Origin of the sequence: Campylobacter sp. BCW_4332 (assembly GCF_001763175.1) — a bacterium.
In the GTDB taxonomy this organism is placed as follows: domain Bacteria; phylum Campylobacterota; class Campylobacteria; order Campylobacterales; family Campylobacteraceae; genus Campylobacter_D; species Campylobacter_D jejuni.
In genome coordinates this window covers 16,602-30,314 of record NZ_MJYF01000036.1, presented here as the reverse complement: position 1 = coordinate 30,314, position 13,713 = coordinate 16,602, and the positions used below count along the sequence as shown (strand labels likewise).

The following is a 13,713-nucleotide window of genomic DNA, read 5'->3' as shown; positions in this document are numbered from 1 at the left end:
AAGGTGAAAAATTTTTTTACTATTTTGCTAAATTTGCGTGATAAGGAAATTTTAAATTATGCAGCAGCGCTTAGTTTTTATACTGTATTATCTTTAATACCTATTTTATTTGTATGTTTTTCTGTTTTTACGCAAATTTCCAGTTTTAAAGCTTATTATGAAAAAGCAAAGCAAGTAATTTTTGCTTTTTTAATACCAACGCAACAAGATATTGTTGCTACTTACATCGATACTTTTTTAAAAAATAGTGTAAATTTGGGTATTGTAGGTCTTATTGCTATGGCATTTACTTCTTTAGCTTTTTTTTCAGGCTATGATTTTGTAATCAATCGCATTACTAAAAATGAACCTAAAGGACTTTGGCAAAGCATTAGTTCTTATTGGACTCTTTTGACTCTTGTTCCTTTAGGGCTTGGGCTTAGTTTTTATATTTCAGGTTTTATCCAACAAACTTTAGATGATTATAAAATAGGGTTTAATTTTTTTGAAATTTTACCCTTTGTAATTATTTGGGGTTTATTTTTTATATCTTATTCAAGTTCTGTTCATAAGGGAACTCTTAAAAGTTTAGCTTTAGTATCTTTTGGAGTGGGTGCTATTTGGTATATAGGAAAAAATTTATTTGTATATTATGTGGTATATAATAAAACATACGCTAGTGTTTATGGATCTTTTTCTACTATTTTATTCTTTTTTATTTGGATTTATATTTCTTGGATTATTTATCTTTTTGGGCTTAAACTCTATTATTTTCTAAATCACAATCATAATGAAGGGAATAAAATTCGCAAAAATACAAAGAAAAGCTAGATATTTAAATCGCACAGAGATTAAAGAAGCAATAAGATAACTTATAAAAATCCAAAACGGGATATGGATATTAGTTCCATAAATTTTAAATTTAAAAAATTCATCCAAGATAAAATTGAGCAAATCTCCATAGTTTATAAGATGCAAAAATAATACTAAAGGATAAAATATTACAAAAATTCCACTCAAAATAATACCTAAAATTTGTTGGTAGCTTATAAGTGGAAAAAAATAAAGCACAGGTAAAACCATAGCAAAAAAAGTCCAAATATTAAGCAAAATAATATTTATAAGATTATTAAATTTATTTGCAAAATGATGCATATATAAAAAAATATAAAAAACACCTAAAATAGAAAATAAAAATCCAATACTAAATAAAAGTCTAGGGTAAAGAGAAATGCACAATAAAATACTACAAAAAAGTGTAAAGAAATTAATAATTTTTATATTTTTACACAATAGATAAAAAACCCAAAAAGCCATAATCAAGGAGCGCACAAAAGAAGGGACAAACCCTATTAAACAAGCATAAGCTAAAAGTAGTGTAAAAATTAAAATACTTAAATCTAAACGTAAATTTCTATAAGGAAAATATCTTTTTTGGAAAAAACTATAAATTGGAGCTAAAATAAAGAAAACTAAGCTAAAAAGTAAGCCTATGTGATAACCGCTAATTGCTATAAGGTGTGCTATGCCGTAGTAATTTACATCGTTTCTAAGCTCTAAAGATATGGGCAGTGCAAAAAATAAAGCACCATAAAATTCTTTAATTTTTTCATTTGTATGTTGATTTAAGAAGTAAGATATAATGGGATTGTATTCTTTTTCTTTTAATTTTTTAAAATCATAAGAAGGTGCATAAAAACTTTTGCTCAGATAGTCTTTAAAGTTAATATTATGGGTGATAATTCTAAGGCTTAAAAGTTGATTCTTGCTTAAATTTAAATCCTTAAAACTTGTAGTATAAAAAGTGAAGTTTTCAGTTTGTAGCTTTAAAACCCAGTATTTTTTATTTTTTTTATTATATTTTATATATTGGTGCGTTAATAGAGCGTTACTTATAAAGTAATGTTTTTGGTTTTTAAAGTTTAAAAAATTATTATATTCTAAAAGGATATTAAAAATAAAAATAATAACAACAGATAAAAATAAATAATGAAATTCTTTAAAAGAGTAAAAAAAAGAATTCCATAGAGACATTATTTTTTGGAAAATTTACTTAAATAAAACCAAATTATTCCAGCTAAAAATAATAAAAATAAAGGAGCAGCATAAGGATATAAACTCAGTTTATCAAAAATTGCTTCAATAATATACCCAAAAGTATAAGCAGTAAAACCTAGAACAATAGCCCATGACAAACTAGCTAGAGTATTGATAATAAAAAATTTAATAAAATTATATTTTGCCATACCTGCAGCTATAGGAATGAAAGTTTTTAAACCATAAATAAATTTTTGAGTTACAAATAAAATAATTCCGTGTTGTTTTGTTTTCATCATAGCAAGGGCTAGCTTGCGTCGGTGTTTTTTAAAATAAGGCATAATATCTTTTTTATAATATTTTCCAAGTATAAAAAGCAAAGTTGAACCTATGGTATTAGCAATAAAAGCAAGAGCAATGCAAAAACTAAGATCCATTTTTCCTTGAGAACTTAAAACTCCTGCAGCTAAAATTCCAACCATTCCACCTCCTAAAGAGTAAAAGAATAAAACAATATAACCATATTTTATTAAAGTATCAATCATATCTTGCATAATAAACCTTATTTAGCGTATTCTACAGCTCTAAGTTCACGTATAACATTGACTTTAATTTCACCAGGATATTGCATTTTTTCTTGAATTTCAGCTGCTATTTCCTTAGCTAAAAGTACACTTTCATCATCATTAACAAGCTGAGCATTGGCTATGACGCGAATCTCTCTTCCGGCATTGATTGCATAGGCATTTTTAATTCCTTCTTTACTTTTAGCGATATCTTCTAGCTCACTGACTCTTTTTAAGAAAGCTTCTAACACTTCTCTTCTAGCTCCAGGTCGTGCAGCACTTAAAGTATCTGCTGCACAAACAGCTGCTGATTCTATGCTTGTAGCTTCTTCGTGTCCATGATGTGCGTAAATAGCATTGATTACTACAGGATGCTCTTTGTAGCGTTTGCAAAGTTCTGCACCTAAATCCACATGAGATCCTTCAAAATCATGGGTTAATGCTTTTCCTATATCATGTAAAATTCCCGCACGACGTGCTAAATTCTCATCTCCACCACACTCAGCAGCAATGATTCCTGCAAGGTGAGCCACTTCCAAAGAATGTGCTAAAGCGTTTTGTCCATAGCTTGCTCGGTATTTGAGTTTTCCTATGAGTTTTACAATTTCAGGGTGTATTTTATTTAAACCTAGATCCATAACTATGGTTTCGCCTTCTTCTAGAATGGCACTATCAAATTCTTTACACACTTTTTCGTGAATTTCTTCTATGCGCGCGGGTTGAATTCTGCCATCTTCAACTAAAAGTTCTATAACTTTTGTAGCAATAGCACGGCGATAAAGATTAAAACAACTTACTATAATAGCACCTGGTGTATCATCGATGATAATATCAACACCTAAAACCATTTCCAAGGTTTTAACATTGCGTCCTTCTTTACCAATGATACGTCCTTTAAGTTCATCGTTTTTAATGTTAATAACATTGATAAGTCTTTCAGCCGCAAATTCACCTGCAAAACGAGAGGTAGCTTGAGCAATGATGAAATTAGCTTTTCTTTTGGCTTCATTTTTTGCTTCTTCTTCATATTTTCTTACTATATGTGCAATTTGCTCGCGAGAATTTTCTTCTACTTTTTTAAGAATGATTGCTTTAGCTTCATTTTGTGTAAGTCCTGTAGAATGTTCTAAAATTTTTAAAACATCGTCAAGTTTTTCTTGATATTTATTTTTTAATTTATCAACATCAGATTGTAAGTCTTGAATGTGTTTTTGTGACTTACAAAGGTATTCTTTATCTTCTTTTAGTTTTTCTTCTTCTTGCTGAAGTTTTTGTTCTTTTTTAGAAAGATCATCAAATTTTTGATTAAAATCTTTTTGAATTTTGTGAGTTTTTTCTTCATATTTTTTTTTAACTTCTAATTCTGCATTAAGAATTGAATTTTTTGCATCTTTTAAAATAAGCTCTGCTTCGTATTCTATAGCTTTGGCTTTAGCTTTAGCTTGCTCTACGAAAATTTCATATTTGGCATCATTGATTTTTTTTGCAACTAAATATCCTATACCGAGTCCGACTATAGCGGCTATAAATGCGATAAGTGATTCTATCATTTTTTCTTTCTTTCTTGTAATATTTTTTATAAGGGTTTATGTATAATTTTCCTGAAATATCATGCTTTTGTGTTAGATTATTTTGACTTAAAGCATCTATACTTTGGACAAATATTATATGAGGTTTGTAATTTAAATTTTCAAAAAATCTATCATAAAAACCTTGCCCATGTCCTATTCTTTTTAAATTTTTATCGACGCCAATTACAGGCACAATAGCTAAATCAATTTTTGCTTTAAAAAAAGAATCTATAGGCTCTAAAACCCCAAACCTTTTTTTAATAAAAGGCAATCTTAATTTTACAATTTTTAAACTTTTATCTTGCATAAATGGAACAAAAAGTTTGTAATTTTTATTAAGAATATGGCGAAATTTTATTAAGTTTGGTTCATAATGCAAGGGAATAAAAATTAAAATATTTTTAGCTTTAAATAGTTTTATTATTTTAAGACATTCTTTAAATATTTTATAATCTTGTTTGAAATTTAGTTTTGAATGTTTGAAAAGGCGTATTTTTTGCAATGCCCTAAAATCTGTTTTTTCCATTAATATGCCTTTAAAAAAATATTATCTTATATATGTTATAATTTTAGCATTTTTATAAAGAAGAATAAAGGATTGATAAATAATGAAGATTAAAAAAATACTTTTACTAGTGGTAATATCTTGTTTATTTGTTGCTTGTAGCAATGATAAAGAAAAACAGCAAAATGATGTAAATTTAAGCACCGAGGCAAGTATAAATCAAAGTGATGATATGAATTTTAAACTTAATTTGATTGATGGAGGATCAATTTCAGTAAAAAAAGAAAATGCCGTTTTAAATTTCAACGATGAAGATAAGGCAACTTTGTTTGTATTTTTTACTACTTGGTGTACTCCTTGTATTGCCGAAATTCCTCATCTTAACAAACTGCAAGAAAAGTATAACAATGATTTTAATATAGTTGGAGTTTTATTAGAGGATAAGTCTAATGAGGAGATTCAAAAATTTATAGAACAACATAAAATATCTTATAAAGTCTCTAATGGTGAAAATAACTATCTTTTAGCTAAAGTTTTAGGTGGGGTAAATGGAATTCCTACCATGTTTCTTTACAACAAGCATTCTAAATTGATTAATCAGTATTTAGGGCTTATTCCTGAAGAAATGCTAGAAATCGATATACAAAAGGCTATACTTTAATGTTTAATTTTTTTAAAAAAGGACTTACAAAAACTCTTGAAAATATTATTGGAGTTAAAGGAGAGAATAAAAAGATAACCAAAGATTTGCTTGAAGAAATTTTGCTTGAAGCAGATGTAAGTTATGAAATAGTTGAAGAGATAGTTTATTATTTACCACCTCAAAATGAAGTAAAAAAAGAAGATTTAAAGCGTGTTATGGGTTCTTATTTTCTTTATGAAAAAAAAGAAATCAATCAAGAAAAACCTTTTGTAGAGCTTATTTTAGGAGTAAATGGAGCAGGAAAAACAACAAGTATTGCCAAACTTGCTTATTTATATAAAAACCAAAATCAAAAAGTGATTTTAGGAGCGTGTGATACTTTTAGAGCAGGTGCGATTGAGCAATTAAAACTTTGGGCGCAAAAAGTGGATGTAGATATAGTTTTAACTGCGCAAGGGCATGATCCTTCAGCGGTTGCTTTTGATACCATTTCTAAAGCAAAAGCAAAGGATTTTGATAGGGTTATTATCGATACAGCAGGGCGTTTGCAAAATCAAAAAAATTTAGCTCATGAGCTTGAAAAAATTGTAAGAATTTCAAACAAGGCTTTAGAAGGTGCACCCCATAGAAAAATTTTAGTTTTAGATGGAACACAGGGAAATGCTGGAATTTTACAAGCTAAAGCTTTTAATGAGCTTGTAAAACTTGATGGCGTGATTATCACAAAGCTTGATGGGACTGCTAAAGGGGGTGCGCTTTTTAGCATAGCAAGAGAGCTTGAACTTCCTATTTTTTATGTAGGCGTAGGTGAGCAAATGACGGATTTACAAGAATTTAATGCAAGTGCTTATTTAGATACTTTATTAGATCCTATTTTTGAATAATGGCAAAGAATAAAGCACTTTTTGAATGCCAAGCTTGTGGAAATCAACAAAGCAAATGGCTTGGAAAATGTCCTGATTGTGGAGCTTGGGATAGTTTTATAGAATTAAAAGCGAAGCAAATTAAAGTTTTAAAAGAGCTTACACAAGTTAGTATGAAAACAAGTGAAGCTGTTTGTATTGAAGATGTGGAATTAGAACATTTTACAAGATACAGCACAGATGATAATGAGCTTGATTTGGTTTTAGGCGGAGGGCTTGTTGAAGGTTCTTTAGTGCTTATAGGCGGAAGTCCAGGTGTGGGAAAATCTACGCTTTTGTTAAAAATTGCTTCAAATTTAGCCAAACAGGGTAAAAAAGTGCTTTATGTCAGTGGCGAAGAAAGTAAAGCTCAGATTAAATTAAGAGCTGATCGCCTTGAGGCTAATACTCCGAATTTATTTTTACTTACTGAACTTTGCCTTGAAAATATTTTAGAGGAATTACATAAAAAGGATTATAGTATTCTTATCATTGATTCTATACAAACTCTATATTCAAATAAAGTCACTTCAGCAGCAGGAAGCATCACTCAGGTGCGTGAGATTACTTTTGAACTTATGCGTGTTAGCAAGGCTTATAATATCAGTACTTTTATCATAGGGCATATTACTAAAGAAGGTGCTATAGCAGGGCCTAGGGTTCTTGAGCATATGGTAGATGTGGTGCTTTATTTTGAAGGAGATGCCACTAAAGAAATCAGACTTTTAAGAGGCTTTAAAAATCGTTTTGGTGGAACGAATGAAGTAGGTATTTTTGAGATGACTGCTAAGGGTTTGATTAGCGCAAAAGATTTAGCAAATCGTTTTTTTACTCGTGGAAAGGCTATTTCAGGAAGTGCTTTAGGTGTTGTGATGGAAGGATCTCGTGCCTTGGTTTTAGAAGTTCAAGCTTTAGTGTGTGAAAGTTCTTATCCAAAACGCAGCGCTACAGGATATGAAAAAAATCGCTTAGATATGCTTTTGGCTTTGCTTGAAAGAAAACTTGAAATTCCTTTAGGGCATTATGATGTATTTGTAAATATTAGCGGCGGAGTAAAAGTAAGTGAAACTGCTGCGGATTTGGCTGTGGTTGCAGCTATTATTTCAAGTTTTAAAAATCGCCCTTTGAGCAAAGATAGTATTTTTATAGGGGAGCTTAGTTTAAATGGAGAAATTAGGGAGGTTTATAGTCTTGATATTCGTTTAAAAGAAGCTAAAATGCAAAAATTTAAAAATGCCATTGTTCCTTCTAAGCCTTTGGAAGATATAGGGCTTAAGTGTTTTGTTGCTAAAGAACTTTCACAAGTTTTAGAATGGATGTAAATTTTCATTAAAATATAAGTAAGATTTTGCTAAAATTCCGAGTTTAGAATAAAATTTTTGAGGAAACCATGAAAGATTTATTTTTATTTAGCTCTTTGCTTGATGCAAGTCATACTTTTTCTTATTTTTTTCACATAGGTTTGGTAGCTTTAATTGCTGTTATAGTGGCTATGATGGCTACTCGTTCTATGCAACTTGTTCCACGCGGTATGCAAAATTTAGGCGAGGCTTTTTTAGAGGGAGTTTTATCTATGGGTAGAGATACCATGGGAAGTGAAAAAGGTGCAAGAAAATATCTTCCTTTGGTTGCAACTTTGGGGATTATAGTGTTTTTTAGTAATATCATAGGCATAATACCTGGTTTTCACTCTCCAACTGCAAGTTTAAATTTGACTTTATCCTTGGCTATTATAGTTTTTGTATATTATCATTTTGAGGGTATTAGGGCACAAGGTTTTGTAAAGTATTTTGCTCATTTCATGGGACCTATTAAACTTTTAGCTCCTTTGATGTTTCCTATAGAGGTAGTCTCTCATCTTTCTCGTGTGGTTTCTTTATCCTTCCGTTTGTTTGGAAATATTAAAGGTGACGATTTATTTTTGATGGTAATTTTAGCTTTAGTTCCTTATATAGCTCCACTTCCTGCTTATGTGCTTTTAACTTTTATGGCATTTTTACAAGCTTTTATTTTTATGATTTTAACTTATGTATATTTAGCGGGTGCAACTGTTGTTGAGGAAGGTCATTGATCTATATTTTAGAATTTTTTAAAGGTGCATCTTTAGCTTTAATGCTTTTGTGCACCTTTTTTCTCCTTTTTAAATTTATATCTTATTTTTATCTTGTTTTGGGGTTTATTTTTAGCCTGCTTTTATTTTTGGTTTTTATGTTGTTTATAGAAAACTATGAACTTAAAAATCAGAAAAAATAGTTGTTTTATAATTTCATAATTTTAAAATTAAACAAATACAAATCAAAGTCTAATATTTAAAGCCTTTTCTAAAAGAAAAAAAGATAAAATAAAGCATTTAAAAATTCAAGGAAATTTTATGTTTGAAGTAGTTATAGGTCTTGAAGTTCATACTCAATTAAATACTAAAACAAAAATCTTTTGTTCATGTGCAACTTCTTTTGGAGAAGCTCCAAATACCAATGTTTGTCCCACTTGTTTGGCCTTACCAGGAGCTTTGCCTGTTTTAAATGAAGAGGTTGTAAAAAAAGCTATAGCTTTTGGAAAAGCTGTCAATGCAACAATTAATAAAAAAAGTGTTTTTAATCGTAAGAATTATTTTTATCCAGATTTACCTAAGGCTTATCAAATTTCACAATTTGATATCCCTATAGTAGAAAAGGGTGAGCTTTTTATCAATGTAAAGGGTGAAAATAAACGCATAGGTATTACAAGAGCACACTTAGAAGAAGATGCAGGTAAAAATATCCACGAAAATAATTTTTCTAAAGTGGACTTAAATCGTGCAGGAACTCCTTTGCTTGAGATTGTCAGCGAACCTGAGCTTAGAAGTAGCGATGAGGCAGTAGCTTATCTTAAAAAGCTTCATTCTATCATACGCTTTTTAGACATTTCAGATGCAAATATGCAAGAAGGAAGTTTTAGATGCGATGCAAATGTTAGTATAAGACCTAAGGGTGATACAAAACTTTATACTAGGGTAGAGATTAAAAATCTTAATTCTTTTCGTTTTATCCAAAAAGCTATAGAATATGAGGTAAAAAGACAAAGTGAGGCTTGGGAAGATGGAACTTACGAACAAGAAGTAGTTCAAGAAACCAGACTTTTTGATACAACAAATTTAGTTACAAGAAGTATGCGTGGTAAAGAAGAAGCGGCAGAATATCGCTATTTTCCAGATCCTGATTTATTGCCTATTTTATTAAAAGATGAGTTTTTGGATATTAAAATCCCTGAACTTCCTGATGAGAAGAAAGCACGCTTTATAGACGAGCTTGGTATAAAAGAAAGTGATGCTGAGGTTTTAATCAGTTCTTTAGAAATGAGTCGTTTTTTTGAAAGTCTTATTTCTCAAAATTTAAATCCTAAGCTTTGTGTAAATTGGTTAAATACTGAACTTATGGGACTTTTAAAAGGAGAATTGACTATAGAAAATTCTCCCGTAGATGCTCAAAAGCTTGGAGTTTTAATTAAACGCATAGAAGATGGCACTATCAGTGCAAAAGCGGCTAAAGATGTCTTAGCTTTTGTGTTTGAAAATACTAGCATGGAAATTGATGAAGCTATAGAAAAGCTAGGACTTAAGCAAGTAAGTGATGACTCAGCCATAGAAGCGGTGATTGAACAAATTTTAAATGCAAATGCTGATAAGGTTGCAGAGTATAAAAGTGGTAAAGAGAAGCTTTTTGGATTTTTTGTGGGTCAAGTAATGAAAGAAGGCAAAGGAGCTTTTAATCCTGCAAAAGTAAATGAAATTTTAAAAGCAAAGCTTGGTTGATGCGTATAGCGGTTATTGGTGCGGGAAAATGGGGCAGTGCTTTACATCTAGCCTTAAAAGAAAATCACAATTGCTTTATCAGTTCTTTGCATCAGCGTGATTTAGAAGATTTTGTTAGTATAAAAGAAGCTTTAGAATGTGAATATCTTATTTTTGCTTTAAGTTCTCAAGGAATGCGTGCTTGGCTTAAAGAAAATTTTATCAACAAGGGACAAAAAATTTTAATTGCTTCAAAAGGCATAGAAGATCAAAGTTGTCAATTTTTAGATGAAATTTTTTTAGATTTTGTACCAAAAGAAAATTTTTGTGTTTTAAGTGGTCCTTCTTTTGCTGCTGAAGTAATGCAAAAACTTCCTACTGCTTTGATGATTAGCGGGATAAATCAAGGGCTTTGTAAAAAATTTGCAAGTTTTTTCCCTGATTTTATTAAAACTTATATTGATAATGATGTGCGTGGTGCTGAAATTTGTGGTGCTTATAAGAATGTTTTGGCGATTGCAAGTGGGATTAGTGATGGGTTAAAACTTGGCAATAATGCAAGAGCAGCATTGATTTCAAGAGGACTTATAGAAATGCACCGTTTTGGTAAATTTTTTGGCGCTAAAGAAGAAACTTTTTTAGGGTTAAGTGGAGCAGGGGATTTGTTTTTAACTGCAACGAGTGTTTTATCAAGAAATTATAGAGTGGGTTTAAAACTGGCGCAAAATCAAAAGTTAGATAGTATTTTAGCCGAACTTAATGAAGTAGCAGAAGGTGTAAAAACTGCTTATGCCATAGAAAAATTAGCAAAAATGAAAGGAATTTATACACCTATTGTAAATGAAGTAGTGGCAATTTTTAAGGGTAAAAGCGTGCAAGAAGCAACGCAGAATTTATTAAAGCAAAATGATTAAGGAAAAATCATGATAATTAAAAATGCAAAAATTTATGGAAATTCTTTACAAGATATAGAGATTAAAGAAGGAAAAATTACCAATATTGGTTCTAATTTAAAAGGCGAAGAAATTTTAGATGCTAAAGGTATGACTTTACTTCCATCTTTTGTGGATTTGTGTGTGAGTTTAAAAAACGATAAATTTTCTTTAGCTAATTTAGAGCTTTTGGAAAATGAGTGTCTAAAAGGAGGAATTTCTAGTATAGTTTTGCGTGATTGCATGGATTTTGATGAAGAAAGTTTTGCTTTATTTTTACAAAATTTAGCTCAAAGAAAGATGCAAATTTTTTCAAGTGTGCGGGTTAAGGATACAAACGGCAAGCTTAAAAATTTAGCCACTCTTTTAAATAAAGGTGCTTGTGCTCTAGAACTTGACAGCTCTTTAGATGCAAATACTTTAAAAGTAAGTTCACAATATGCTTTTATGAAAGACTCTCCAATTTTTGTGCGTTGTTATGATAAGGATTTTGATGATAATGGAGTGATGAATGATTGTGAAATGAGTTTTGAGCTAGGGCTTATAGGCATGAGTAAAATCGCTGAAACTAGCCAGATAGCTAAAATGAAAGAATTGGCTAAATTTTATAAAAATAAAGTTATTTTTGATCTTTTAAGTTTGAAAGATTCTTTAGTATTATTAGATGAAAAGGATTTAAAACTTGTAAGCATTCATCATCTTATCAAAGATGATAGTGCTTGTGAAGATTTTAATACTGCTGCGAAACTTATGCCACCTTTAAGAAGCAAAGAAGATGTTTTGGCTTTAAGAGAGGCTTTAAAAGAAGGAAAGATTAGCTTTTTAACTTCCCTACATAGTGCAAAATCAATTTCTTTAAAAGATTTAGCTTTTGATGAAGCGGCTTTTGGAATTCATAGCGTATGCGAATTTATAAGTCTTTGTTATACTTTTTTAATCAAAGAAGGATTTTTAAATTGGCAAGAGCTTTGTCGATTTACAAGTAAAAATCCTAGTAAATTTTTAGGTTTGAATAGTGGAGTTATAGAAGTCGGAAAAGAAGCTAATCTAGTTCTTTTTGATGAGAATGAAGAAATTTTTGCTCCAAAAAGTTCTCTTTATTCTGAGGATAAACTTTTTGGAAAGATTAAAATGCATATAATTAAAGGAAAAAATATTTTAGAAAAATAAGCTTTACTTAAATTCCTAAAGATAGTTTAAATCCTAAAAATACAAGTGCTGCCATAATACCAGCGGCTGGTAAAGTGATAATCCAAGCCAATCCTATAGGCTTCATCATAATCCAATTTGCATTTTTATTATACACTCCTATACCCAAGATAGCACCTATGAGTATATGGGTGGAGCTAACAGGAATTCCAAATTGTGTAGCTAAGAGTATAACTATGCTTGCACCAAGTTCTGCAGAAAATCCAGTAGTAGGGCGTATGGTTGCAAGTTTTGAACCCACTGTGGTAATCACTTCTTTACCTAAAAACCAAAGTCCTACAACTAGAGCAACTCCAAACATAGCTAAAGCAGCAAAAGGTACAGGAGAAGTCGCGTTAATTGTGCCGTTTTTTAAGACATCTAAAATCGCTGCAAAAGGACCTATAGCATTGGCTATATCATTGGCTCCGTGTGAAAATGCAAAACTAGAAGCTGTAAATATTTGAAACCATGAGAAAATTCTATCAGTAGTTTTATTAAGTTCTGTTTTTTTAACGATTTTGACTATAGCAAATGTTACAACATAACTTATAGTTCCTATAATTCCGATAATCCAAAAGTTTTGTAAAATATCCAAAGTGCTAACATTATTTAAACCTTTAAATAAAAACATTGCCGAAATGATAGCAGCAGCAATACAAGCAATGATTGGCATATGAGTTTTTAAAATAGAGTAAATATCTATATCTTTTTCTTGATCCTTAAATTCCTTCATTTTATTTCTATAGAAATTATTTTCTTGTTCTTCTTCATCCAAAGCTATAGCGGAAAGTTCTTTGATTTGTTCTTCTTGGGATTTTGTTTTTAAATTTAAAAAATATTCTTCTTTGAATTTTTTTCTTTCTTTTTTGATATTTTTCAAATCATCATTTAGTTTTTCTGATGGTTTTAAAATTTTCTTATCAATATATGAATAAATAATATAAGCTACAATACCCCCTAAAAGAGGAGAAGCTACCCAAGAAATAGCTATTCTTAAAATTTCACTCCATTTAACCATAGAGAGTGTTTGGATCCCATCAAATTTTAAAAGCCCCATCATAATGCTAGCACCTACAATCCCACCAACTATACTGTGTGTGGTTGATACAGGTAAGCCTTTCTTGGTTGCAATAAAAATCCAAACCCCAGAGCTTAAAAGTGCAGCAAGCATAATGATAACAAAAAGCATAGGATCTAAAGAATTTGGAAAAATAACAATACCGCTGCGTATGGTCTTAGTAACTTCTGCGCCTGCGAAGATTGCCCCGCTTAGCTCAAAAACAGCTGCTATAATTAAAGCTTGTTTAATGGTTACTGTTTTTGCACCAACGCTTGTTCCAAAAGAATTGGCTACATCATTTCCACCTATATTAAATGCCATAAAAATGCCAAATATAGAAGCAAGAATAAAAAGAATGAGTTGATGTTGCGAAATATAACCAAATCCCCAAATAACAAATGCGATGGTGCTAATAATAAAAATAACAAAAGCTATGAGGTTGTCTTTTTGCATTAATAACCCTTTTTTATTTTAATTATACACTTATTTACTTTAAATTTGCTAATTTTAATTTTTAGTCTTTGTGGAATTTTTATTTATATTATTTTTTTATAATAA

General features: G+C 30.2%; 14 protein-coding genes. 9 read left to right on the top strand and 5 right to left on the bottom strand.

Annotation, left to right across the window (positions count from 1 at the left end):
- Window positions 1–3: 3 nt before the first annotated feature.
- Window positions 4–810 (top strand): YihY/virulence factor BrkB family protein, encoded by an 807-nt coding sequence (locus AJN64_RS02670; protein WP_053872363.1) that lies wholly within the window; start codon window positions 4–6, stop codon window positions 808–810.
- Here AJN64_RS02670 and AJN64_RS02665 read toward each other — a convergent pair.
- Genes AJN64_RS02665 through AJN64_RS02650 form a run of 4 tightly spaced genes read right to left on the bottom strand, consistent with a single transcriptional unit; the run spans window position 754 to window position 4,679 of the window.
- On the bottom strand, window positions 754–2,013 hold the full coding sequence (locus tag AJN64_RS02665) for a ComEC/Rec2 family competence protein (RefSeq protein WP_044780092.1): 1,260 nt from the start codon (window positions 2,011–2,013) through the stop codon (window positions 754–756). The genes AJN64_RS02670 and AJN64_RS02665 overlap by 57 nt on opposite strands.
- Window positions 2,013–2,570 carry a DedA family protein gene (locus tag AJN64_RS02660; RefSeq protein WP_053872364.1) on the bottom strand — a complete coding sequence of 186 codons (558 nt, stop codon included), beginning with the start codon at window positions 2,568–2,570 and terminating at the stop codon, window positions 2,013–2,015. Before AJN64_RS02660 ends, AJN64_RS02665 begins: the two co-directional genes overlap by 1 nt.
- Before the next feature lie 8 nt (window positions 2,571–2,578).
- Window positions 2,579–4,132, bottom strand: coding sequence for a ribonuclease Y (gene rny, locus AJN64_RS02655; protein WP_052857493.1), 1,554 nt, complete (start codon window positions 4,130–4,132; stop codon window positions 2,579–2,581).
- Window positions 4,053–4,679, bottom strand: coding sequence for a 5-formyltetrahydrofolate cyclo-ligase (locus tag AJN64_RS02650; RefSeq protein ID WP_044779072.1), 627 nt, complete (start codon window positions 4,677–4,679; stop codon window positions 4,053–4,055). Before AJN64_RS02650 ends, rny begins: the two co-directional genes overlap by 80 nt.
- Before the next feature lie 82 nt (window positions 4,680–4,761).
- Between AJN64_RS02650 and AJN64_RS02645 the strand changes: the two genes are divergently transcribed.
- The 8 genes from AJN64_RS02645 to AJN64_RS02610 all read left to right on the top strand — a co-directional run bounded on the left by AJN64_RS02645 (window position 4,762) and on the right by AJN64_RS02610 (window position 12,074).
- Window positions 4,762–5,319, top strand: a complete 558-nt coding sequence (locus AJN64_RS02645; protein ID WP_070240410.1) for a TlpA family protein disulfide reductase — start codon at window positions 4,762–4,764, stop codon at window positions 5,317–5,319.
- Window positions 5,319–6,185, top strand: a complete 867-nt coding sequence (ftsY, locus tag AJN64_RS02640; RefSeq protein ID WP_044779074.1) for a signal recognition particle-docking protein FtsY — start codon at window positions 5,319–5,321, stop codon at window positions 6,183–6,185. Before AJN64_RS02645 ends, ftsY begins: the two co-directional genes overlap by 1 nt.
- Window positions 6,185–7,525 (top strand): DNA repair protein RadA, encoded by a 1,341-nt coding sequence (gene radA / locus AJN64_RS02635; protein WP_070292631.1) that lies wholly within the window; start codon window positions 6,185–6,187, stop codon window positions 7,523–7,525. Before ftsY ends, radA begins: the two co-directional genes overlap by 1 nt.
- A 68-nt stretch (window positions 7,526–7,593) precedes the next feature.
- Window positions 7,594–8,274: a F0F1 ATP synthase subunit A gene (locus tag AJN64_RS02630; protein ID WP_070292630.1), complete on the top strand. Its 681-nt coding sequence runs from the start codon at window positions 7,594–7,596 to the stop codon at window positions 8,272–8,274.
- On the top strand, window positions 8,271–8,456 hold the full coding sequence (locus AJN64_RS09720; protein ID WP_044779077.1) for a hypothetical protein: 186 nt from the start codon (window positions 8,271–8,273) through the stop codon (window positions 8,454–8,456). The genes AJN64_RS02630 and AJN64_RS09720 overlap by 4 nt, the downstream gene beginning before the upstream one ends.
- A 118-nt stretch (window positions 8,457–8,574) precedes the next feature.
- Window positions 8,575–9,993, top strand: coding sequence for an Asp-tRNA(Asn)/Glu-tRNA(Gln) amidotransferase subunit GatB (gene gatB / locus AJN64_RS02620; RefSeq protein WP_070292629.1), 1,419 nt, complete (start codon window positions 8,575–8,577; stop codon window positions 9,991–9,993).
- Window positions 9,990–10,886, top strand: a complete 897-nt coding sequence (locus tag AJN64_RS02615; RefSeq protein WP_079396983.1) for an NAD(P)H-dependent glycerol-3-phosphate dehydrogenase — start codon at window positions 9,990–9,992, stop codon at window positions 10,884–10,886. The genes gatB and AJN64_RS02615 overlap by 4 nt, the downstream gene beginning before the upstream one ends.
- 9 nt (window positions 10,887–10,895) lie before the next feature.
- Window positions 10,896–12,074, top strand: coding sequence for a metal-dependent hydrolase (locus tag AJN64_RS02610; RefSeq protein WP_044779080.1), 1,179 nt, complete (start codon window positions 10,896–10,898; stop codon window positions 12,072–12,074).
- 7 nt (window positions 12,075–12,081) lie between these two features.
- Here the strand turns inward: AJN64_RS02610 and AJN64_RS02605 are convergent, their stop codons facing one another.
- Window positions 12,082–13,608: an inorganic phosphate transporter gene (locus AJN64_RS02605; RefSeq protein WP_002852729.1), complete on the bottom strand. Its 1,527-nt coding sequence runs from the start codon at window positions 13,606–13,608 to the stop codon at window positions 12,082–12,084.
- Window positions 13,609–13,713 lie beyond the last annotated feature (105 nt).

Coding starts and splice junctions, on each gene's coding strand:
- AJN64_RS02665 (WP_044780092.1), bottom strand. CDS start 2,013: ATGTCTCTATGGAATTCTTTTTTTTACTCTTTTAAAGAATTTCATTAT.
- AJN64_RS02660 (WP_053872364.1), bottom strand. CDS start 2,570: ATGCAAGATATGATTGATACTTTAATAAAATATGGTTATATTGTTTTA.
- rny (WP_052857493.1), bottom strand. CDS start 4,132: ATGATAGAATCACTTATCGCATTTATAGCCGCTATAGTCGGACTCGGT.
- AJN64_RS02650 (WP_044779072.1), bottom strand. CDS start 4,679: ATGGAAAAAACAGATTTTAGGGCATTGCAAAAAATACGCCTTTTCAAA.
- AJN64_RS02645 (WP_070240410.1), top strand. CDS start 4,762: ATGAAGATTAAAAAAATACTTTTACTAGTGGTAATATCTTGTTTATTT.
- ftsY (WP_044779074.1), top strand. CDS start 5,319: ATGTTTAATTTTTTTAAAAAAGGACTTACAAAAACTCTTGAAAATATT.
- radA (WP_070292631.1), top strand. CDS start 6,185: ATGGCAAAGAATAAAGCACTTTTTGAATGCCAAGCTTGTGGAAATCAA.
- AJN64_RS02630 (WP_070292630.1), top strand. CDS start 7,594: ATGAAAGATTTATTTTTATTTAGCTCTTTGCTTGATGCAAGTCATACT.
- gatB (WP_070292629.1), top strand. CDS start 8,575: ATGTTTGAAGTAGTTATAGGTCTTGAAGTTCATACTCAATTAAATACT.
- AJN64_RS02610 (WP_044779080.1), top strand. CDS start 10,896: ATGATAATTAAAAATGCAAAAATTTATGGAAATTCTTTACAAGATATA.
- AJN64_RS02605 (WP_002852729.1), bottom strand. CDS start 13,608: ATGCAAAAAGACAACCTCATAGCTTTTGTTATTTTTATTATTAGCACC.